The organism is Enterococcus sp. AMC1157 (assembly GCF_058216555.1).
In genome coordinates this window covers 1,290,919-1,313,240 of the sequence record NZ_CM177099.1, presented here as the reverse complement: position 1 = coordinate 1,313,240, position 22,322 = coordinate 1,290,919, and the positions used below count along the sequence as shown (strand labels likewise).

Genomic DNA, 22,322 nt, shown 5'->3' with positions numbered 1-22,322 from the left:
AATGACCGAGCATTTTAAGAAATCGGCAAGTAAACGATTGAAAAAAATGAGGCAGTATTTGTTTATCTATGTTCTTCTGATTCCTTTGCTAGGATATTTTACCCTATTTTCCTATGTACCATTAGTTATGGGTTTTATCCAAAGTTTCCAGAAAAGTAAGCTGCTAGGAAATGTAGAGTGGGTTGGTATTGCAAATTATAAAGAAGTATTAGCTGATAAAACATTTTTAGATTCGATTATTAATGGTGGCTTAATTGGTTTAGGAACATTGATTGTCACATTTGTAGGTGGTTTAGTTCTATCAATTGGTCTAAATGAAGTTAAAAATAAATGGACAAAATCTGCTATTCAAACCACTTCTTATTTACCCTACTTATTTTCTTGGTCAGTAGTTGGAGGTATGTGGGTATATATCTTAAGTGCTAATGGTTTGTTAAATAGTATTCGAGAAAGCATGGGCTTAGATTCAATTTTATTTTTATCAGAAGCCAATTTTGCCCGTGGGATTATGATTTTTTCTGGAGCATGGAAAGGGATTGGTTATACTGCAGTCCTCTTTTTAGCAAGTATTGTTTCCATTAATGAGAATTTATTTGAAGCAGCACAAATAGATTCAGCTTCAAGAGAAAGACAGATTAGAAAAATTATTTTACCTGAATTAGTTCCGACTATGAAAACTGTTTTATTGTTAGCAGTTATGGGGATTTTTACTAATTTTGAGCAAGTTTTTGTTATGGGAAATCCAGCAATTATTGATAAGATTCGGACACCATTATTGTATATATTTGATAATGGGATTACCAAATTTAATGTTGGAATAGCCACTTCTGCTGCTGTATTAATATTGATACTAACCATGAGTGTAACATTTTTGATTCGCAAATTTCTGTTGAAGGAGGAATCCGCATGAAAAAAAAGAAAAACCGGCTTACACCTCCTATTCGAATATTGAATTATCTATTTTTACTACTTTTGTTTATGTCAATGATTGTACCACTATTAAATATTTTAGCGATTGCTTTTTCGACAGATCAAGCCTCAATGTTTCCGGGAATCGCTTTTTATCCAAAGGAATTCTCAACGAAAGGATTTAGTTTTATCTGGCAAAGGAAAAACTTGTGGCAACCTTTTGTAAATTCATTATTTGTTTCAAGTGTGGGAACGCTGCTACAAACTTTTCTATCTGCATTAGCGGGCTATATTTTAATAAAAAAAGATTTGCCTTTTAGAAAAGGAATTTTGGCTTTTATAATGGTAACAATGATGATTCCTGGCGAGCTGACTTTAGTATCTATTTATAGTTTGAATAAATGGTTAGGTCTTTTAAATTCTTATTCAGGATTGATTATTAATGGCTTAGTTTCGGGATTTAGTATTATGTTACTGAAAAATTATTTTGAATCCGTTCCAAGTTCCTTATCTGAAGCAGCTCGAATTGACGATGCGGGAGAATTGAAAATCTTTTTGCGAATTTATTTACCATTGTCTGTGCCCGGATTAGCAACAGTCGGGTTCATCTCTTTTATTTCAAAATGGAATAGTTTGATGATTCCAACAACTATTATATCTGACCAAAACAAATATACATTGCCCATGGTATTGCGCTCCTTAGTTTTTAACAGTGCAGCAAATTCAGGAACTGAGTTTGTAGCACCCAATGCAATTATGGCAGCTATTGTTATTTCTGTCTTACCTTTAATTGCGGCTTATATTATTGCTCAAAGATTTTTAGTAAGTGGGATGACTGTTGGTGCAGTAAAAGGGTAACTATTTCTAGAATAACTGATAAGAGGGTAAAGAAAAATGAAAAAAATCGTTATCAAAAAACTAGTAGTAAAAGAAGTAGAAAAGCAATATCTTCCAATTACTTTCGAAATTAAAGAAGACGTTGATCGCATACAAATTAATTATCAGTATGAAAAGGATATCCGTTTAATCAAAGAGAAAACTGAGTTAAGTTATCCTCAAGCTACAATTGATTTTTCGATTAGTGGACCAGATGAAATGTATCTAGGATCAGCGGGCTCCAATCGATCTGATTTCTATTTTTCAAAAAGAACCAGTTCGATAGGTTTTATGAATCCTGAAAAAATGAAAGGAATCTGGATGATTTTAGTTGGTGCTTACCATGTTCCTGAAGAAGGTGTGGAAGTAGTTTATACAATTCAAATTTATCCTAAAAAAAGGCAGCTGCTAAGAGGGGATACTCATACTCATACGCAAGCTTCCGATGGCAAATTAACTCAACAAACGCTTGTTCAGCAGGCCGAAGACATGGAATTAGATTTCTTATTTATAACGGATCATAACAACTATGCTTCCCGTGACCTACAACTACTATCTAAAAATGTTACGTTGATTCCGGGGATGGAGTGGACGCAGTACAAAGGACATGCAGGATTTTTAGGAGTGGAACAGCCTTTTTCTGGATCATTTGTTACGACTAATTTAATTGAAACAAAAGATAAAATGAATGAAGTCCAACAAAATCGAGCGTTAATCGTTTTAAATCATCCGTTTTGTCCTCATTGTCCATGGGAATGGGGGTTTGATGTGCCATTTGATGCTATCGAGGTATGGAATGGTGGATTATCTGATGAAGCAAACGAATTGGCTGTGCAATGGTGGCATGAACAATTACTCCAAGGCAAACAAATACCAATTATTGGTGGAAGTGATTTTCACTCTCCGAATGGAAATGGTCCGATTGGCTGTCCGACAACCTATCTTTACTCTGATTCAAGAAATCCAGATGATATTTTACAAGCTATGAAAAATGGGGCTGGCTTTATCGTATCCGATACTGATGCTCCAATTATTCAGATTGATTGTCAAGATTTTACTTTTGGTGACACTATTCCGTGTGACATTCCGCTCAAATTGTCTTTAAAGCATTTAAAAGGCGATGAGGAACTAAGAATAATTACGAATAAGGAAACATTTACGATTTCAATGCAATCTAATCAAACAGCTTTTAATTGGATGAATGAAATCCAAGAAATTACCTTTTTAAGAGTAGAATTATGGAAAACCTACTTTTATAAGAATCAAAGAGTTGAACGAAGAATCCTCCTTACTAATCCAATATATTTTAAAAATTAACTAAAATTATTTTTGTCATATCCTTTTTTCTTATTATAATTAGCTTAAGCAAAGAAATTGATTTGTTTAATCTTGTTAATCACCAGAATAATAATGTAATTTTTGATTGCCAAGATTTTTTAATCATGCTATTCTTAATTTAATAAAAACGAAGTGAGGGATCCTATATTGAAAAACTAAGCCGATTTGTTGAAGCTGCATCAAGACTATATTCTTTGATCGTCAAGGGAGTAGTGTGCAGATTTTCAGGATTGGTGGAAGTTTTTTAAGTAGGGTCCTTTTTGTGTGCCCTTCTTTAGGGAATCCTCCTCCTGAAAATGGTTGAGGATTTTTTCTTGCCGTCAAGGTGAGTCGAGGTGAATGATATGCCAACAATTGAAATAAAAAATTTAACCTTTGGATTTGATGTCCAAACAACCAATCTATTTGAACAGACCGATCTAACCATTCAATCTGAGTGGAAATTAGGATTAATTGGTCGTAATGGTCGTGGGAAAACCACCTTATTAAAATTATTGATGGGGGATTATCCATATAGTGGGAAGATAGAGCATCGCTTGAACTTTACTTATTTTCCACAAAAAGTAGCAGATAAAGAGCAATTAACCTATTATGTGCTCCAAGAATTATCGGATTTTGAGCAGTGGAAGATTGAACGAGAATTAAATCTTTTACAAGTCGAGGCGGATATTTTATGGCGCCCCTTTTCCAGTCTTTCGGGTGGAGAACAAACTAAAGTATTATTGACACTGTTATTTGTGGATGATATTAATTATCCATTGATTGATGAACCAACCAATCATTTGGATGTAACCGCCAGAGAACAAGTAGCCACTTATTTACGAGGAAAAAAACAAGGCTTTATTGTCGTCAGCCATGATCGTAGTTTTGTAGATAAAGTTGTCGATCATGTATTGTCAATTGAAAAAAGTCAGTTGATTTTGTATCAAGGAAATTTTTCTGTCTACGAAGAACAAAAAGGTATGCGGGATCAATTTGAACAGGAACAAAATGTAAAATTGAAAAAAGAAATTGGTCGTTTGAAAACTTCTGCTAAAGAAAAAGCTGACTGGTCGCTTTCAAGAGAAAGTGATAATCAAGGAAATGCTCATATTAAAGGTAGTGGAGGAACAGGTCATGATGGTTTTACCAGTGCGAGGGCTAAGCGAATGATGAAACGTTCCAAAGCAATCGTCAAACGAATGGAAGATCAAGCGGCAGAAAAAGAACAACTACTAAAAGATATCGAATACATCGATCCACTAAGTATGAACTATCAGCCTAGTCATCGTAAGCAGTTATTAACTGTGGAACAATTGCAATTAAGTTATGGAGAAAGAACCCTCTTTGCGCCACTTTCTTTTGAAATTTCTAAAGGGGATCGTGTGGCAATTCAAGGGCCAAATGGCTCTGGCAAGTCTTCGATTATTCAATATTTACTGGGTACTTTCCAAGGAGAAGCCACTGGCAATGTGATGCAACCACAAGGAGTGACTATTAGTTATGTCCGACAAAATTATGAAGACAATCGAGGAACATTGACAGAATTTGCCGAAGAGCATGGCTTGTCCTATCAAGATTTATTAAATAATCTTTTTAAATTAGGTGTGGAACGAAAAGTTTTTCAAAATCGAATTGAAGATATGAGTATGGGACAAAGAAAACGTGTGGAATTAGCTAAATCCTTAGCGACACCCGCCGAATTGTTTATTTGGGACGAACCTTTAAATTATTTGGACGTTTTTAATCATAAACAATTGGAAGAAATCATCCAAGAAGTTCAACCAACTATGCTGATTGTCGAACACGATACAACATTTTTAGAAAATGTTGCAAGCAAAGTTATTTCTATTGGATAAATATTTTTATATTAGAGTGGCAAATAAAAAATCCGTCCAACGACAGAAACGAAGTCGTTAGGCGGATTTTAAATTTTATCTAGTTTTCAACATTTCGAACATAGTCATCGAAATATTGAAGAAGTTCATTTTTTAACTGTTGATACTCCTCTTCGGAATACTCTTTTTCAGCTAATTTAATTTGTAAAAAAGGTGAATTTAATTCTTCCTTTAAACGATCTAAGACATCAATTGTATCCATTCTATACCCTCACTTATTGATTAAAACAGATTGAATGATTTATAGACCTCTTCATACTGTGTACTCATAGTAGTTAGACGAGTATAAAGTGACTCCAAATCATCGTTTTCATGGAAAAGAACTTGTTTTAATTCGAAGTAAAAAACATCAAAGGCACTGACAAAATCCTCTACTTCTTTAGTTTGTAATTCTTTGAAAGTATCGCAACGAACATAGGCTTTTTCAGCAATCGCGTAAGCTTCCGCAGTAGTTAAAATGACTAAATTTTCATTGTAACGTCGACTGGAAACTAATTCATAAAGAGACTGGCATTTGTTATAAATATTGGAAAAATCTTTTACCAATAACTCGACTGGAGATTTAGAAAACATTGTAAGTCCCTCCTTATTTCTTTTAATGTAATTAAATTTCAAATAACGAAATTTATGTTTGATTCTCATTACTCATACCATCCTACTAGCTTGGAGTTCCTAGTGGTACTTCGTTTTAGGGTAATCAAATTTTCAAAAGACAAAAATTTGAATTTTATTCTCACTGCGCATACCATCCTACTAGCTTGGAGTTCCTAGTAAGTAGGACTGGTAATTATTTATCAAATAAGATACAGACACACTCAGGTGCATAAATATCTTTTTTGATTAAAGTTAGTGTTCCTTCTTCTGGATCGCGACTATATAAAGTTAAGTTATCCGTGTTTTGGTTCGCACAAATCACAAAATTTTCAGTTGGATCTAAAGCAAAGTCACGAGGGTGGTCACCTTCTGTTGAAACGTGTTGAACAAAAGATAAGCTAGCACCATCTTCCAATACGGCAAATACCGCAAGTGAATTATGACCACGGTTTGAAAGGTAAATAAATTTTCCATCGCTAGAAATACGAATTGCTGCGCCACCATTGAAGGCATCAAAGTCTTCAGGAAGGGTGGAAAGTACTTGTTGCTCTTCAAACTCACCAGTTTTACCATCATAAGATAAAACGATTACTGTGCTTGCTAATTCACCGAATAAGTAAGCATAATTTGTTTCTGGATGGAAAACTAAGTGACGAGGACCTGTTCCAGCAGGGGCAACGTAAGTAGCGACTTCTGTTAGTTTTCCTTCATCAGATACATCATAAGTGTACACACGGTCTGTTCCTAAATCACAAACCACTAAGCGATCATCTGGCGTTAAGTCAGCATAGTGAACATGAGATGTGTTTTGATTTTCATGTGGACCAGTTGGCTCATCATGGAAAACAGCATCTGTTGCTTCTAAAGAGCCATCTTCTAAAATTTTGTAAACATTCACTTCACCTTTATGGTAGTTTGCACCATAAACAAATTGACGAGCATCGTCTACAGCAACATAGCACAAAGGAGCTCCTTCTTCAGTCACCGCATTTAAAAAGTTGAAATCTGAATCATAGGCACTAGCGCCCCCTTTACCATCCACTTCAGTAACGCTGTAGGTAAAGCCTTTTTTACTGCGAGCAAGATAGGTAGGGCTAGTTTCTTTAGTAACCAACTCTAAATCTACCAATTCTTCTTTATCTGTATCTAATACTAAAGAATAGATCCCTTTACTTTCTCTTCTCGTATAAGTTCCTAAAAACATTTTTTCTAGCATGAGAATTCCTCCTTTTTAGTTTATCTATATTTTAACATACAACCTTAAAAAGAAGAATGTGTTATAATTTATTTGTACAAATAGTCGAGAGGAGCTCTGTGAATGCAACAAGGAAAAATTATTGAAATTGGGCAAGAAGCCATTGATCAAGAAGAAAATATTTTAATCTTTTTTGGAAAAGGTGTGACGGAAGGATTACGACCATATTCTATCATTCAAGAAATTGAAAATCCTAAAGAAGTGGAGTTGACAGTCGGAGATAAAATTTTATTTGACGACCAAGAGTATCGAATTACTTATTTAGGTAAACAAGCAAGCACTAACTTACAAACAATGGAACATGTTTCTTTTGTTTTTTCAAATGTACCAACAGATAAATTAGTTGGAAGTATTTATTTAACCCCTTCAGTAGTACCAAAAATAACAAAAAATATGACAATTACGTATAAAGGTTAGGTGGATCGAATGGAGAAAAAGACAAATGAACAACGCTCATGGTTTTGGAAATGGTTCTTAAACAATCAAGTTGTTTCCTCATTATTAATCGTGCTTTTAATTTTACTAATTATTAACGCTTTTACCAAAGTCTCTTATTTATTTACACCTGTTTGGCAATTTTTAGGTGTAGTCGGATTGCCAATTATTCTTTCAGGAATTTTGTTTTATCTGATGAATCCAATTGTTGATTATCTTGAGAAAAAAGGTGTAAAAAGAATTTTTGGTATCTTAGGACTGTTCGTTCTAGTATTAGGTTTAATTGTATGGGGAATTGTGGTAATTATTCCTAAAATTCAAGAACAAACACTAAGTTTTGTGGATAATTTCCCATCCTACGTTGCTGCCGTTGATAAAACGTTGAATGATGTTTTTTCTGACCCGATGTTTAGCCAAGTCCAAGAGCAGTTTGCCGCATCTGGAGAAAGAATTATTAACTGGTTGACCGATATTATCCAAAATGTTTCCAAATCAACCTTCCAAAATATCGGCAATTTCTTTGGTGCAGTCGCATCAGTTACAGTAGCAGTTGTAACGATGCCGGTTATCTTGTTTTATCTATTAAAAGATGGTAAAAACCTAGGTCCTTTTGCCGTCCAAATATTACCAACAAAAATGCGTAAACCAACCTTAAGAGTCTTGGGAGAAATGAATAACCAAGTTTCTTCTTATATTCGTGGTCAATTAACTGTAGCTTTTGCAGTATCGATTATGTTTATGGTAGGTTTCTCAATCATTAACTTAGACTATGCTATCACGTTAGGGATTGTAGCAGGATTTTTAAATTTAATTCCTTTCCTAGGTTCTTTCTTAGCGATGATTCCTGTAGTTTTCTTAGGAATTGTTGGCGGACCAGCTTTGTTAATCAAAATCGCTATCGTCTTTACGATTGAGCAAACAATTGAAGGACGAGTGCTTTCACCTTTAGTTTTAGGAAATCAATTAAAAGTACACCCAGTGACTATTTTGGTAATCTTATTAACTGCCGGTCAATTGTTTGGTTTAACAGGAGTGGTCTTAGGGGTTCCTGCTTATGCAGCAATTAAAGTTGTTCTTGAAAATATCTTTAATTGGTATAAAGAGCGCTCTAAATTATATGAAGACGAGAATCAGCCACCTGTGGTTACTGAAGTTGTTGAAGTTGAACTGATTGAACCAGCAGATTTTGATGAAGAGAAATAAAAAAACGGCTCCCGATTGGATGGGAGCCATTTTTTTGCTTAAAAATTCAAACTAAGTTCTTCTGCTTGTTTTACACCAGCAGCGATGATTTCATCCGTTTTTTCTGGGTGATGATCGGCACCTTCGATAAATACTTGTTGCACATCATTAACTCCTACAAAGTTTAACAAGCTTTTTACATATTGAGAGGCGAAATCTTGTCCTGCATAAACACCGCCACTTGATTGGATGTGTAAGGCTTTTTTTCCTTCTGTTAAAGGTACGGGACCTGTTTCAGTGTACATAAATGTTTTCCCAGCAACGTTGATTGTATCAAACCAAGCTTTCAAACGAGTAGGAATGTTCAAGTTCCATAAGCCATTAGCGATAACGACTTTATCTGCTGCTAAAAATTGTTCTGTAGACTCGTTAAAACGAACAATTTTACGTTGTTGATCTGCGGATAGCTCAGAGAAATCTTTACCAGCTTTCAACTCATTCCAACCAGTCATAATGTCATAGTCAATTTCAGGAAAATCTTCTTTATATAAATCCAAAGTGATGATTTCATCTTCGGGGTGACTTTTTTTGTAGCTATCCAAGAAAGCATATAGAACTTTCATAGATTTTGATGCTTCATTAGTAAGTGGGTGTGCCTTAACAGCTAATAATGTTGCCATGTAAACTCTCCTTATTTATCTAATCTATTTTTACAAAGTTAGGTTACTTTTGAAGGTATGCTTTGAAAAAGTAAGTGAACTTGTATAAAACTTAGTATACAAGAATAAAAAAAGATTTCAATGTATTTGTTTATATTTTATTATAAAAAAAGCCCTGAAGGAGATACCTTCTAGGACTTTAGTCAATTAAATTAAGCAGCTTCTTTACGAAATGCTTTCATTCCACCAATAATATGAACGGCTTTAAAACCATGATTGTTTAAAAATTGAGCCATGATGTCAGAACGACGACCAGAATGGCTAATAACATAGTAAGTTGTATTTTTATCTAATTCATTTAGACGGTTTGGTAGGCTAGTAAGTGGCATCGAAGTTGAATTTGGAAAGTGACCTTCATTAAAAGCTGCTTTGTCACGGATGTCCAAAATAGCAACAGACTGAGTGGCTTGCAACATTTGAAAATCTTGTATATTCATTGAATTCATAAAAATCCTCTTTTCTTTCTTGAATGAAACTGATTTTAGGGTGTTTTCAGAAAACTTGCAAATTTTTTACGTTAAAATGAGAAAGTAATGAAAGGTTTCTTAATCTGTGTTTTTTTCCTAGCTGTGATAAGCTAAAGAAAAAATGAGGAGTGATTGGTGTGAACAGTATTCATTTGATTTGTTTAGGTGTTACAAATTTGGATGATTCTCTTGAGTTTTACAAAAATCTTGGTTTTCAAACTAAGGAAAAAGCAGGAGCTTCTATTGTCTTCTTTAATAATTGCGGAACGAAATTAGAGCTTTACCCGATAGAGAGTTTAGCAAAAGATATTAATACAAAGAATCCGCCAGTGATCAATCAAACATACTTTTCTGGAATAACATTAGCTTGCAATATGAAGTCAAAAACAGAAGTGGATGAATTATTTGCCAAAGTTCGTGAAATTGGAGGAGTGATCGTTAAAGAACCGGAACCCACTGATTGGGGTGGTTATAGTGGATACTTCCAAGATCTAGATGGTTACTATTGGGAAGTTGCTTATGGAGATACTTGGGTATTTGATGAAAATGATATGTTGATTATTGAGTGAAGTGTACCTATGTAAAATCGTCTGCAATTCATAAGTTTTTTTTGAAAAGAAATAAATTGTTAAATAAAGAAACTTGCTTTTTCCTGAAGAATAAAGTAAAGTATAGCTGTGTGTAAAACACGACCTATTGCTTGGTTTAACGAATCACCAACGTTTTACTCAGTAACAGGGGAATTTTTAGAAAGAGGTGGAAAACATGGCAATTTCAAAAGAACGTAAAAACGAAATCATCAATCAATTTGCTCGTCATGAAGGAGATACTGGTTCTCCAGAAGTACAAATCGCTGTACTAACTGAAGATATCAATACTTTGAATGCTCACATCCGTGAACATAAAAAAGATCACCATTCATACCGTGGTTTGATGAAAAAAGTTGGTCACCGTCGTAACTTGTTAGCATACCTACGTAACAAAGACGTAGCACGCTACCGCGAATTGATCAAAGCTTTAGGATTACGTCGTTAATCATTCATGAGAAAAGTGAGGTTCAACCGAATCTCACTTTTTTGCTGTGAAACACAGTGATTCATCGACCGCAGGGAGAATGAGAGCTGATCCTTCAAGACCTTGGCGGTTTACCGCCTAGAGCTTGATGAGATCGAAACGAAGTGGAGTGTTGAACAGTACTAGGCGACCAAAGGGAGCGTAGTTACTAAAGTTCGAATCACTACGATTCAGCGACCAGTGGGAGCTGAGAGAAGATGATGAACAATACTAGTCGAGCGGTCTTTGCGAGAGTAGTTACCTTCGTACCGAAACACAGTGATTAGCGGGATGAAATACGGTTAAAACTGATGTTGAATACCATGATTTAGGAAAAGCAACACATGAATTTGAAAAAAACAAAAAAAGAAATACTGTGAATGCTGGCTTGGCTTACTACTAACCAAATGAAAGCAGTGAATCCTTCAATGTTTTCATTTGTTTAGTAGCAGCCTTGACTCACAGTAGAAAAGGAGATCATATGACTAAGAAAGTTTTTGAAACAACTTGGGGCGGACGTCCTCTACAAGTTGAAGTTGGACAATTAGCGAAACAAGCCAATGGTGCTGTTTTAGTACGCTATGGCGATACTGTTGTCTTAAGTGCGGCAGTTGCCTCTAAAGAAGCAAAAGATACTGACTTTTTCCCATTAACAATCAATTATGAAGAAAAAATGTATGCAGTAGGTAAAATCCCAGGAGGCTTCATCAAACGTGAAGGTCGTCCAAGTACGGATGCAACATTAACTGCACGTTTAATCGACCGTCCAATTCGTCCAATGTTTGCGGAAGGCTTCCGTAATGAAGTTCAAGTAACTAACGTTGTGATGAGTGTGGAACAAGATTGCTCTCCATCAATGGCAGCAATGTTAGGTTCTTCATTGGCATTATCTATTTCAGATATCCCATTTGACGGACCAATTGCAGGGGTAGACGTTGGCCGTGTAAATGGTGAATACGTATTAAACCCAACAGTTGAACAACATGCAGCAACTGATATCGAATTAACTGTTGCAGGTACAAAAGATGCCATCAACATGGTTGAGTCTGGTGCCAAAGAAGTTTCTGAAGCAGATATGTTAGGCGCGTTATTATTCGGTCATGAAGCAATCAAAGAACTTGTTGCTTTCCAAGAAGAAATCGTTGCAGCAGTCGGCAAAGAAAAAATGGAAGTGAAATTGTTACAAGTAGCGGAAGATTTGAAAAAAGAAATCTTCGACGCTTACTATCAAACAATGAAAACAGCCGTTTTAACTGAAGAAAAATTAGCTCGTGAAGACGAGATTGATAAAGTAAAAGACTTAGTTAAAGAAGTATACGCAGAAAAAGCAGCTGAATTAGAAGCTGACGAAGCGGCTCAATTAAAGAAAGAAGTAAAACAAATCGCTGAAGATCTTGAAAAAGATGTCGTTCGCGAATTGATTACAATTGATAAAATCCGTCCTGATGGTCGTAAATTAGATGAAATCCGTTCATTGGCTTCAGAAGTTGGTTTGTTGCCTCGTGTACACGGTTCTGGTTTATTCACTCGTGGACAAACGCAAGCATTATCAGTTTGTACGTTAGCACCACTCGGGGAACATCAAATTATTGACGGTTTAGGTGTGGAAGATTCAAAACGTTTCATCCATCACTATAATTTCCCACAATTTTCTGTTGGTTCAACAGGACGTGCTGGATCTCCAGGTCGTCGTGAAATTGGACACGGAGCATTGGGTGAACGTGCTTTGGCACAAGTTATTCCAAATGAAGAAACCTTCCCTTACACTATTCGTTTAGTAGCAGAAGTATTAGAATCAAACGGTTCTTCTTCTCAAGCAAGTATCTGTGCGGGAACATTGGCTTTAATGGATGCCGGTGTACCAATCAAAGCACCAGTTGCCGGTATCGCAATGGGACTTGTTTCTGATGGTGAAAACTATACAATCTTGACAGATATTCAAGGTTTAGAAGATCACTTAGGCGACATGGACTTTAAAGTTGCGGGTACAAAAGACGGAATTACTGCTCTACAAATGGATATCAAAATCCAAGGTATTACAGAACAAATCTTGCGTGAAGCATTAGCTCAAGCGAAACAAGCTCGTATGGAAATTCTTGAAGAATTAACTACTACGATTGCTGAACCTCGTGAAGAGTTGAGTCAATATGCACCGAAGATTGAAATGATCAAAATTGATCCTGCTAAAATCAAAGACGTTATCGGTAAAGGTGGCGACACTATTAACGGTATCATTGATGAAACAGGCGTTAAAATTGATATCGATCAAGATGGTAATGTATCAATCGCTTCTGCTGATGCAGATATGATTAAAAAAGCCATCAAGATTATTGAAGATTTAACAAAAGAAATCCAAGTTGGCGAAGTGTATTTAGGGAAAGTTGTTCGTATTGAAAAATTCGGTTGTTTCGTAAACCTAATTAAAGGAAAAGATGGCTTAGTTCATATTTCTCAATTAGCAAACGAACGCGTGAATAAAGTAGAAGACGTTGTGAAATTAGGCGACGAAATTCTAGTGAAAGTCACTGAAATCGACAAACAAGGCCGTGTAAATCTTTCAAGAAAAGCATTACTAGCTGACGAAACAATAGAATCAAAATAAATAAATGACTAAACAATCTGCGGGGAGATTCATTTTCTCGCAGATTTTTTTGCCAGTCATACTGAACACCGAGCTAGTAGGATGGTATGCGTGATGAGAATAGAATTTAAATTTTCATTTTTTGAAAATTTAATTACTCTCAAACGAAGTAGCACAAGGAACTTTAAATTAGTGGAATGGTATACGGCATTTCAATCAGACTTAAATTTCACTTTACAGAAGTTTTAATATATTAATACAAATACGAGGAGAAACTACATGAAACAAACACAAAATTGGCGACTAAAATTAGCAAAATTCATGAAAGGACGCTATGGTTATTTTGATTCACTCAATCGGATGATGATGATTTTAGCTATCATTTTAGTAGTGATTCCCCTAAGTGCTTTGAGCTGGGGAGCATACTTATTGATTATTATTGCCTACTATCGTTATTTTTCGAAAAAAATCTATGTTCGTTCAAATGAAAATCAAAAATATCTAGCAATCCAAAATAAAGTATTTCGTCGCTTTAATAATCAGAAAGAAGCTTTTAAAAATCGCAAAGAATCTGTTTATTTCCGTTGTCCTGAATGTAAACAACAACTACGGGCACCTAGAGGAAAAGGCAAAATTAAAGTTACTTGTTCAAAATGCCAACATCAATTTGTGAAAAAAGTTTAGCTCTGATACACTGCATTCGGAAAGTAGTTGAGTCAGATGAGAAAAACAAATCTATCCGCAATCAATCATGCACAGTTCACTGACAAGGAGTGGCACTGTCACTAACTGGAGGATTTATGAAAAAAATAGCTATTCGAACAATTAAAGAAACTGATTTACAAGCATGGTGGGAAATCGCTTTTGGCCCCGATGCTGATTTAGAATGGAAAAAATGGGACGGACCTTATTTCAGAAATCCAATTTTGGATTGGGAATCATTTGCAACAGGTTGGGGTAAATCTAGTATCGATAATCCGCAACGCAAAATTATTTGTTTTAATGACAAAATTGTTGGAATATTAACCGCTCATTGGGAAGATGGCGATTTGCAGCAATGGTTAGAGTTTGGAATTACCATTTATGATGCAACGTTATGGAGTAAGGGAATTGGTAGTTACACAGTGAAAGAGTGGATTACAGAATTATTTAGTTTGTATCCTCATATTCAAAGAGTAGGCTACACTACTTGGTCAGGAAATAACGGCATGCAAAAATTAGGCGAAAAAATTGGTATGACTAAAGAAGCTCAGATTCGCAAAGTTCGTTTTTGGCAAGGACAATACTACGATTCAGTCAAATATGGTGTGCTACGACAAGAATGGCAAGCTCTGATAAACTAAAATGATAAAAAATGAAAGATCAGTTAGGTTTTTACTATCTGATCTTATTTTTTGAGTTATCGTTTGACGAAAATTTTACTTGAGGAGTACACTATTCAATGAAAAAAATGTTATTAAAGGATGATGAATGATGTTTGAAGATAGAAGAAGTTTTAATTGGATGAGCTTACTAGTTGGGATTTTATTTGTCTTAGTTTCTCTAGTGACTTTCCAAAATCCAGGTACAAGTCTAGTTGCCATTGTTATTTATTTTACAGTCACTGCAATTGTTAATGGGATTTATAGTTTATTTGTTCGTTCAAAAATCAAAGAATTTACAGGCTATCGTTCAACAGGATTTTTAGTCTTGGCAATTGCTGAAATCTTAGTAGGGATTATTTTATTATTCCGTTTAGACGAAGGAATTATTGCCTTAGCGTATGTGTTTGCTTTATGGTTTATCATGGATTCTGTTCGTAATTTATTCTTATTAGGCCCAACACGTGCAGTCAGCGTACCTCTTTATTGGTTTTCAATGATTGTAAATATCATCGGAATTTTTGTTGGATTCTCTTTATTCTTTGATCCAATCGTGTCATTAATGACCATTTCATTCTTAGTCGGTTTTTACTTATTAATGAATGGTATCATTTATATCGTAGGAGCTTTTTCAAATTAATCAAACAAAAAATCTGCGTTTCTTTTTATAGGAGCGCAGATTTTTTTGTTTAAGTTAGTAACTTTCTTCCACTGTTCGAAAAATAGGAAAACTCAAACGGTAGATGATCTCAGATTACAAAAACTTTCCAATCAAACCAGAAAAAAAGCGCATCAGAAAATTACTTCTGTGCGCTTTCTCTATCAAATTTTAAATACATGATGATTTCGCCATTGGGATCTCGTTCACCAAAATCCACAAATCCAAATGACTGATAGAAGGGAATGATTTTTTCATTTTCTTCCACTGCACTTAGGTAGATTATATCCATATGAGGATAGTGATTTTTGAGAAAATCAAGCAGGCAAGCAAACAATGCTCGTCCGTACCCTTTGTGTTGGTGATGGTAATCAATTAGAAAACGATCTAGCCACATGTATCTTTCTTCCAAGTGTTCTGCACCAATCATGGCAAAGCCCACCATGGTTTGATTGACATACAAACCAAGAGGTGTCCAACCTAAATGACGATCGTAAACAGCTTCCAATAAGCATTCTGCCGGTGTTTCGATTAGATGTTTTTGGTCGGAAGCAACCTCTAGAGCTATCGCCGCTCGCCAGTTTTCTTGAGTGATGGGTTTTAATTCGTATCTCATGAAAAAGCTCACTCCTTTCGATTAGTATAACAAAGAAGGAGCTTAAAAAGAAACTATTCCCGAGTAATCGTACCTTTCATTTTGACAGTATCTACACCATCTTTAACCTGTTCAAAATGGAAAGATTCATAAAATGGAATTGCTTGTAAATTATCTTTGTGGACAGGAATATAAATTGTTTCAACTTTTCGGTAATGATCCTTTAAGTAATTTAGAATTGCTCTAAATAAAGCGTGACCATAACCTTGATGTTGGAAATGCTGATCAATCATAAAACGGTCAAAAGTAATAGAGCTCTCGGCTGTATTTTCTCCACCAATCATCGCAAATCCGACCAACTTATTATCCACGTAAAGAGCCAGGGGTGACCATTTTTTCTCAGAATCATAGGTTGCTTCCACTAATGAATGGGCATTTGGAATAATTAAATTCTGCTGACTTGGAGCGACTTCCAATGATACAACTGCTTTCCAGTTTGATTTAGTAATCGGTTTCAATTCATATCTCATAAAAATATTCACTCCTTCGTTTTATTATAGTATAACAAATGAAACGAAAGCTTGAAACGATTCGCCCTTTATTTAACAAAAAGTTCAATATCCAGTTTCAGTATTTGAACTTCATTCTCAATTAGTCTACAATAGATAAGAATAAATAAAGAATTTGGAGGGAACGGAATGTCTGTTTTAGAAATCAAAAACTTACATGTTTCAATTGAAGATAAAAAAATCTTAAAAGGTGTCAATTTAACACTTAATACAGGTGAAGTTCATGCCATCATGGGACCTAACGGAACAGGGAAATCAACCTTGTCTGCAGCGATTATGGGAAATCCTAACTTCGAGGTAACAGAAGGCGAAGTTTTATTTGATGGGGAGAATGTTTTAGAAATGGAAGTAGATGAACGCGCGCGTTTGGGTCTATTTTTAGCGATGCAATACCCAAGTGAAATCCCAGGAATCACGAATGCTGAATTTATGCGTGCCGCAATCAATGCTAAACGTGACGAAGATGACAAAATTTCAGTAATGGACTTCATCAAAAAATTAGATTCAAAAATGGATTTATTAAACATGCCCGAAGAAATGGCTGAACGCTATTTAAATGAAGGTTTCTCTGGTGGGGAAAAGAAACGTAATGAAATTTTACAATTATTAATGTTAGAACCAACATTTGCTATTTTAGATGAAATCGATTCTGGTTTAGATATCGATGCGTTAAAAGTTGTTGCAAAAGGCGTAAACGAAATGCGTGGCGAAGGCTTTGGTGCCTTAATCATTACTCACTACCAACGTCTATTGAACTATATCACACCAGATGTAGTCCACATTATGATGGAAGGCCGTGTCGTATTAACAGGAAATGCTGATTTAGCTAAACGTTTAGAAGCAGAAGGATATGCTGGAATCAGTAAAGAATTAGGAATTGATTACAAAGAAGAAGAAGCGTAAGGAGGGTCAAGATTCATGAAAAACAACTTGAAAGACTATCTTGACGCAGTCAACGTTTTTTCAGCACTACAGGAAGAGCCTGCTTGGATGCTTGAATTGCGTCAAGCTGCGTTAGAAAAAGTAGAAGAGTTACCATTCCCAGTGATTGAACGTGTGAAATATGAACGCTGGCCATTATTTAATATTGACGAAGAAGCTTTGCAAGGAAACGAATCATTCGGTGGTGTGATTTTACCAAGCTTTGATGAGATGAAAGACAATCCAGTTCTTGTGCAATATAACAATACAACTGGTTTTGAGCAATTACCGCAAGGTTTAATCGATCAAGGTGTTATCTTTACGGATTTATTTACAGCGATGAAAGAGTATCCTGAATTAGTTCAAGAATACTACATGACTAAAGCTGTACCAATGGATGAAGATAAAATGACTGCCGCTCATGCAGCCTTTATGAATAGTGGGATGTTTTTATATGTACCTAAAAATGTGGTCATTGAACAACCAATCGAAGCGATGTTTTATCATAATGGCGCTTCAACAGCACATTTTTACAAACACGTATTAATCGTTGCTGATGAACACAGTGAATTCAGCTATTTAGAACGTTTTATCACGACAGAAGATCAGTCAGCAGAAAAACTTTCAGGAAATATTGTCGTGGAAGTTATTGCCAAAGCGGGATCAAAAGTTAAATATTCAGCGATTGACCAACTAGGTGTTAACTTATCGACTTACATGAACCGTCGTGGCTACATCATGCGTGATGCATCTGTTGATTGGGCATTAGGTGTCATGAATGATGGAAATATCGTCGCAGATTTCGATTCTGATTTAGTTGGCGAAGGCTCTCATTCAGAAATTAAAGTCGTTGCTATTAGTGCGGGTCGTCAAACGCAAGCGATTGATACTCGTGTAACAAATAAAGCACCACATTCAATCGGACATATCCTACAACATGGGGTAATTCGCGAACGTGGAACCTTAACTTTCAATGGAATTGGTCATATTCTTAAAGGAGCTAAGGGAGCAGATGCTCAACAAGAAAGTCGTGTTCTAATGCTTTCTGACAAAGCTCGTGGCGATGCCAACCCGATTTTATTGATTGACGAAAACGAAGTAACTGCAGGACATGCAGCCAGTGTCGGTCGTGTTGATCCAGAAGAAATGTATTACTTAATGAGTCGTGGTCTTCGTAAAGAAGATGCAGAACGTTTGGTTATTCGTGGCTTCCTAGGTTCTGTTTTAACAGCGATTCCTGTTAAAGAAGTACAAAAAGAATTAGTGGATGTTATTGAAGGGAAGTTGAACGCATGATCAATGCCCAAGAACTTCGAAAAGAATTTCCGATTTTGAATCAAATTGTCAATGATGAACCTTTAGTTTATTTGGACAATGCCGCAACGACACAAAAGCCTGAAGCTGTCTTGAATACTTTAACGGACTACTATCATTTAAATAATGCCAATGTCCATCGAGGGGTGCACACTTTGGCTGAACGAGCAACCCATGACTATGAAGGTGCTCGTGAGAAAGTTCGTCGCTTTATTCATGCGAAAGAAACTGCAGAAGTATTGTTCACTAGAGGGACAACGACTGGGTTAAATTGGGTTTCAAGAAGTTTTGGGGATGCCTTTGTTCAAGAAGGCGATGAGATTGTCATTTCCTACATGGAACACCATTCAAATATTATTCCATGGCAACAACTAGCCGCTCGTAAAAAGGCGAAGTTAAAATATATTGCATTAACACCAGAAGGTTTTTTGGATATGGAAGATGCCAAACGTCAAATTACAGACAAGACAGCAATTGTTTCGATTACTCATGCGTCTAATGTATTGGGCGTGATCAATCCAATTGAAGAACTAACAGCACTAGCCCATGCCCATGATGCAGTTATCATGGTGGATGGTGCCCAAGCTGTTCCTCATATGCCCGTCAATGTACAAGAATTAAATGTTGATTTTTATGCTTTTAGCGGACACAAAATGTGCGGACCAACTGGTATTGGTATTTTATATGGCAAACGTCATTGGTTGGAACAAATGGAACCTGTCGAATTTGGTGGCGAAATGATTGATTTCGTCTACTTGCAAGAAAGTACTTGGAAAGAATTACCTTGGAAATTTGAAGCAGGTACACCAAATATTGCAGATGCCATTGCTTTAGGAGCTGCGGTAGATTACTTGAAAAATCTTGGTTTACAAGAGATTCACGACTATGAAGCAAGTTTAGTTGAATACGTGATGCCTCAATTACAGGCTATCGAAGGTTTGACCATTTATGGTCCACAAGATCCTGCCAAACATACAGGAGTGATTGCCTTTAATTTGGATAACATTCATCCCCATGACGTGGCGACAGCCTTAGACATGGAAGGCGTTGCTGTCCGAGCAGGTCATCATTGTGCTCAACCACTATTAACTTATTTAGACGTTCCTGCAACTGCCAGAGCTAGTTTCTATTTTTACAATACCAAAGAAGATGCCGACCGATTAGTCGAAGCCATCAAAGCGACAAAGGAGTTTTTCAATTATGGCACTATCTAGATTAGATAATTTATACCGTCAAGTAATTTTGGATCACTCCAGTCATCCTCATCACCATGGAACATTGGAGAAATCCAATCAACGGATTGAATTAAACAATCCAACCTGTGGCGATGTGATTCATTTAGAATTAGACACTGAAAACGGTGTGATTCAAGATATCGCTTTTTCTGGACACGGTTGTTCCATCAGTACAGCTAGCGCGTCAATGATGACTGAAGCTGTGCTAGGCAAAACCCTTGAAGAAGCTTTAGAATTATCCGAAAGCTTCTCACAATTAGTCCAAGGAAACGACGTAGCAGAATTAGATAAACTTGGTGATGCTGCCATGCTTGGTGGTGTAGCCAAATTTCCAGCTCGAATCAAATGTGCAACCTTAGCTTGGAAAGCATTAGAAAAAGCCGTCGACAACCCTGAAACAGGTGTTGGCGAAAGTGGCTTTATAAAACATGAAGAATAAGGAGCGAGAAAACATGGGAGTACCTGAATTAGAAGAATATAAATATGGTTTCCATGATGATGTGGAGCCAGTCTTTAGTACCGGAGAAGGTCTAACTGAAGAAATCGTCCGTGAAATCTCACGAGTGAAAGAAGAACCAGAATGGATGCTAGAATTCCGTTTGAAATCATTAGAAGCTTTCCATAAAATGCCCATGCAAAAATGGGGACCTGATTTATCGGATATTGATTTTGATGCTATTAAATATTATCAAAAACCTAGTGATCGCCCAGCTCGTGATTGGGATGACGTACCTGAAAAAATCAAAGAAACTTTTGAACGTATCGGAATTCCAGAAGCCGAACGTGCTTATCTAGCCGGCGCTTCTGCCCAATATGAATCAGAAGTGGTTTATCACAACATGAAAGAAGAATTTGAAAAACTAGGAATCATCTTTACTGACACAGATTCTGCGTTAAAAGAATATCCAGAAATTTTCAAACAATACTTCTCTAAATTAGTCCCACCAACTGACAACAAATTAGCTGCTTTAAACTCAGCCGTATGGTCAGGTGGAACCTTTATCTATGTACCAAAAGGGGTTCGTGTAGACGTTCCCTTGCAAACATACTTCCGTATCAATGCAGAAAATACAGGACAATTTGAACGTACTTTAATCGTAGTAGACGAAGGCGCAAGTGTTCATTACGTAGAAGGCTGTACTGCCCCAACGTATACAAGTAACAGTTTACATGCGGCGATTGTTGAGATCTTTACACTAAAAGACGCGTATTGCCGTTACACAACTATTCAAAACTGGTCAGATAACGTGTATAACTTAGTAACAAAACGTGCCAAAGCATTAGAAGGTGCAACCGTTGAATGGATTGATGGGAACTTAGGTGCCAAAACAACGATGAAATACCCAAGTGTCTATCTTGATGGACAAGGTGCTCGTGGAACAATGCTTTCAATTGCCTTTGCTGGTGCCAATCAAATTCAAGATACCGGTGCAAAAATGATTCACAACGCACCAAACACTTCAAGTTCAATCGTTTCAAAATCTATCGCCAAAGACGGCGGTGAAGTGAACTATCGTGGACAAGTAACATTCGGCAAGAAGAGCCAAGGCTCTATCTCTCATATCGAATGTGACACCATCATTATGGATGATCAGTCTAAATCAGACACCATTCCATTCAATGAAATCCACAACAGCCAAGTAGCTTTAGAGCACGAGGCCAAAGTATCAAAAATCTCAGAAGAACAGTTGTATTACCTAATGAGTCGTGGACTTTCAGAAGGCGAAGCAACGGAAATGATCGTTATGGGATTTGTCGAACCATTTACAAAAGAACTTCCAATGGAATATGCGGTTGAGTTGAACCGTTTGATTTCGTATGAGATGGAAGGGTCAGTGGGCTAGTAATAATATTTAAGCTCAAAACGTTGTTAAATCAGCGTTTTGAGCTTTTTCTTTTTGTCTAAAATTGTTTTGGATACGCTTTTGGGTACGTTTGAGTTACATTCCCATGAATTTAGCAAATCGATCCCCAGTTTCTTTGATAGAAGCACCAATTTCAAATAGCAAACTACAATGGGTATGTCTAAATCTATGAGGGGTAATTTGTAAATCCAATTTAGCCAGTCATTTACAGCCTGAGGGTAATATAAATTATAATCCTTAGTGGTAAAATCAAACTGTTCAGATGAATTGGTATGGTACCCATACATTATCATGTATTTGTTAATTCAAAAGTGAGCCACTTATCAATTGAAAACTGAGGATAAGTTGTAAAATGAAGTGCGTACGAAAAAAAGAAAAAAAGCCATGTAAATACGTTTAAGGGCTTGTATCTCTTGATAATAGTACATTTTTGAGTATTTCCTATTCTACAAAGATTTTTGATTATTTTTATGCACTTGATATTGCAATTTAGCATTAAATTATATCAGCCAAAACTA

24 protein-coding genes and 1 pseudogene are annotated in these 22,322 nt (G+C 36.1%); 17 read left to right on the top strand and 8 right to left on the bottom strand.

What is annotated here, in order from left to right; genetic code table 11:
• The first annotated feature begins 1 nt into the window (after position 1).
• From AC4BBX_RS06395 to abc-f, 4 genes are all read left to right on the top strand, one after another.
• Entirely contained in the window at positions 2 to 910 is a 909-nt protein-coding gene (locus AC4BBX_RS06395) for an ABC transporter permease subunit (protein ID WP_490455604.1), read from the top strand.
• Positions 907 to 1,767, top strand: coding sequence for a carbohydrate ABC transporter permease (locus AC4BBX_RS06390; protein ID WP_490455603.1), 861 nt, complete (start codon positions 907 to 909; stop codon positions 1,765 to 1,767). The genes AC4BBX_RS06395 and AC4BBX_RS06390 overlap by 4 nt, the downstream gene beginning before the upstream one ends.
• A gap of 36 nt (positions 1,768 to 1,803) precedes the next feature.
• Positions 1,804 to 3,102 carry a CehA/McbA family metallohydrolase gene (locus tag AC4BBX_RS06385; RefSeq protein ID WP_490455602.1) on the top strand — a complete coding sequence of 433 codons (1,299 nt, stop codon included), beginning with the start codon at positions 1,804 to 1,806 and terminating at the stop codon, positions 3,100 to 3,102.
• A gap of 365 nt (positions 3,103 to 3,467) precedes the next feature.
• Entirely contained in the window at positions 3,468 to 4,961 is a 1,494-nt protein-coding gene (gene abc-f / locus AC4BBX_RS06380; protein WP_490455601.1) for a ribosomal protection-like ABC-F family protein, read from the top strand.
• A gap of 79 nt (positions 4,962 to 5,040) precedes the next feature.
• On the opposite strand, the gene AC4BBX_RS06375 is transcribed toward abc-f, so the two are convergent.
• From AC4BBX_RS06375 to AC4BBX_RS06365, 3 genes are all read right to left on the bottom strand, one after another.
• A complete protein-coding gene (locus tag AC4BBX_RS06375; RefSeq protein ID WP_490455600.1) occupies positions 5,041 to 5,202 on the bottom strand; it encodes a hypothetical protein in 162 nt (53 codons plus the stop codon).
• A gap of 20 nt (positions 5,203 to 5,222) precedes the next feature.
• The gene (locus tag AC4BBX_RS06370) at positions 5,223 to 5,573 is read right to left on the bottom strand and encodes a hypothetical protein (protein WP_490455599.1); all 351 of its coding nucleotides are present in this window, start codon (positions 5,571 to 5,573) and stop codon (positions 5,223 to 5,225) included.
• Positions 5,574 to 5,787: 214 nt separating this feature from the next.
• Entirely contained in the window at positions 5,788 to 6,810 is a 1,023-nt protein-coding gene (locus AC4BBX_RS06365) for a lactonase family protein (RefSeq protein ID WP_490455598.1), read from the bottom strand.
• A gap of 102 nt (positions 6,811 to 6,912) precedes the next feature.
• Here AC4BBX_RS06365 and AC4BBX_RS06360 point away from each other — a divergent pair, with 102 nt between their 5' ends.
• Together AC4BBX_RS06360 and AC4BBX_RS06355 are read left to right on the top strand one after the other, a co-directional pair.
• Positions 6,913 to 7,266 carry a PTS glucitol/sorbitol transporter subunit IIA gene (locus AC4BBX_RS06360; protein WP_490455597.1) on the top strand — a complete coding sequence of 118 codons (354 nt, stop codon included), beginning with the start codon at positions 6,913 to 6,915 and terminating at the stop codon, positions 7,264 to 7,266.
• 9 nt (positions 7,267 to 7,275) lie between these two features.
• On the top strand, positions 7,276 to 8,487 hold the full coding sequence (locus tag AC4BBX_RS06355; protein WP_490455596.1) for an AI-2E family transporter: 1,212 nt from the start codon (positions 7,276 to 7,278) through the stop codon (positions 8,485 to 8,487).
• Positions 8,488 to 8,525: 38 nt separating this feature from the next.
• Here AC4BBX_RS06355 and AC4BBX_RS06350 read toward each other — a convergent pair whose 3' ends face one another.
• On the bottom strand, positions 8,526 to 9,146 hold the full coding sequence (locus AC4BBX_RS06350) for an NAD(P)H-dependent oxidoreductase (RefSeq protein WP_490455595.1): 621 nt from the start codon (positions 9,144 to 9,146) through the stop codon (positions 8,526 to 8,528).
• A gap of 191 nt (positions 9,147 to 9,337) precedes the next feature.
• Positions 9,338 to 9,631, bottom strand: coding sequence for a rhodanese-like domain-containing protein (locus AC4BBX_RS06345; RefSeq protein WP_490455594.1), 294 nt, complete (start codon positions 9,629 to 9,631; stop codon positions 9,338 to 9,340).
• Between the two features lie 158 nt (positions 9,632 to 9,789).
• On the opposite strand from AC4BBX_RS06345, the gene AC4BBX_RS06340 reads away from it, so the two are divergent.
• From AC4BBX_RS06340 to AC4BBX_RS06315, 6 genes are all read left to right on the top strand, one after another.
• A complete protein-coding gene (locus tag AC4BBX_RS06340) occupies positions 9,790 to 10,221 on the top strand; it encodes a VOC family protein (RefSeq protein WP_490455593.1) in 432 nt (143 codons plus the stop codon).
• Positions 10,222 to 10,417: 196 nt separating this feature from the next.
• Positions 10,418 to 10,687, top strand: a complete 270-nt coding sequence (rpsO, locus tag AC4BBX_RS06335; protein WP_016174218.1) for a 30S ribosomal protein S15 — start codon at positions 10,418 to 10,420, stop codon at positions 10,685 to 10,687.
• 499 nt (positions 10,688 to 11,186) lie between these two features.
• Positions 11,187 to 13,307, top strand: a complete 2,121-nt coding sequence (gene pnp, locus AC4BBX_RS06330; protein ID WP_490455592.1) for a polyribonucleotide nucleotidyltransferase — start codon at positions 11,187 to 11,189, stop codon at positions 13,305 to 13,307.
• 258 nt (positions 13,308 to 13,565) lie between these two features.
• Entirely contained in the window at positions 13,566 to 13,970 is a 405-nt protein-coding gene (locus AC4BBX_RS06325) for a zinc ribbon domain-containing protein (RefSeq protein WP_490455591.1), read from the top strand.
• 116 nt (positions 13,971 to 14,086) lie between these two features.
• Complete coding sequence (locus AC4BBX_RS06320; RefSeq protein ID WP_490455590.1) at positions 14,087 to 14,629, top strand: GNAT family N-acetyltransferase; 543 nt, start codon at positions 14,087 to 14,089, stop codon at positions 14,627 to 14,629.
• 127 nt (positions 14,630 to 14,756) lie between these two features.
• The gene (locus tag AC4BBX_RS06315) at positions 14,757 to 15,287 is read left to right on the top strand and encodes an HdeD family acid-resistance protein (RefSeq protein WP_490455589.1); all 531 of its coding nucleotides are present in this window, start codon (positions 14,757 to 14,759) and stop codon (positions 15,285 to 15,287) included.
• Between the two features lie 160 nt (positions 15,288 to 15,447).
• Here the strand turns inward: AC4BBX_RS06315 and AC4BBX_RS06310 are convergent, their stop codons facing one another.
• Together AC4BBX_RS06310 and AC4BBX_RS06305 are read right to left on the bottom strand one after the other, a co-directional pair.
• The gene (locus tag AC4BBX_RS06310; RefSeq protein WP_490455588.1) at positions 15,448 to 15,921 is read right to left on the bottom strand and encodes a GNAT family N-acetyltransferase; all 474 of its coding nucleotides are present in this window, start codon (positions 15,919 to 15,921) and stop codon (positions 15,448 to 15,450) included.
• 53 nt (positions 15,922 to 15,974) lie between these two features.
• Positions 15,975 to 16,430: a GNAT family N-acetyltransferase gene (locus AC4BBX_RS06305; protein WP_490455587.1), complete on the bottom strand. Its 456-nt coding sequence runs from the start codon at positions 16,428 to 16,430 to the stop codon at positions 15,975 to 15,977.
• Between the two features lie 168 nt (positions 16,431 to 16,598).
• Here AC4BBX_RS06305 and sufC point away from each other — a divergent pair, with 168 nt between their 5' ends.
• From sufC to sufB, 5 genes are read left to right on the top strand one after another with little or no spacing between them, the layout of a single operon-like run.
• Positions 16,599 to 17,372, top strand: a complete 774-nt coding sequence (sufC, locus tag AC4BBX_RS06300; protein WP_490455586.1) for a Fe-S cluster assembly ATPase SufC — start codon at positions 16,599 to 16,601, stop codon at positions 17,370 to 17,372.
• Positions 17,373 to 17,387: 15 nt separating this feature from the next.
• A complete protein-coding gene (gene sufD, locus AC4BBX_RS06295; RefSeq protein ID WP_490455585.1) occupies positions 17,388 to 18,686 on the top strand; it encodes a Fe-S cluster assembly protein SufD in 1,299 nt (432 codons plus the stop codon).
• Positions 18,683 to 19,918, top strand: coding sequence for a cysteine desulfurase (locus AC4BBX_RS06290; protein WP_490455584.1), 1,236 nt, complete (start codon positions 18,683 to 18,685; stop codon positions 19,916 to 19,918). Before sufD ends, AC4BBX_RS06290 begins: the two co-directional genes overlap by 4 nt.
• Positions 19,905 to 20,378 (top strand): Fe-S cluster assembly sulfur transfer protein SufU, encoded by a 474-nt coding sequence (sufU, locus tag AC4BBX_RS06285; RefSeq protein ID WP_490455583.1) that lies wholly within the window; start codon positions 19,905 to 19,907, stop codon positions 20,376 to 20,378. Before AC4BBX_RS06290 ends, sufU begins: the two co-directional genes overlap by 14 nt.
• 13 nt (positions 20,379 to 20,391) lie before the next feature.
• Positions 20,392 to 21,783 (top strand): Fe-S cluster assembly protein SufB, encoded by a 1,392-nt coding sequence (gene sufB / locus AC4BBX_RS06280; protein WP_490455582.1) that lies wholly within the window; start codon positions 20,392 to 20,394, stop codon positions 21,781 to 21,783.
• 96 nt (positions 21,784 to 21,879) lie between these two features.
• On the opposite strand, the pseudogene AC4BBX_RS06275 reads toward sufB, so the two are convergent.
• A pseudogene (locus AC4BBX_RS06275) lies at positions 21,880 to 22,103 on the bottom strand (site-specific integrase); the annotation flags it as partial.
• Positions 22,104 to 22,322: the final 219 nt, after the last annotated feature.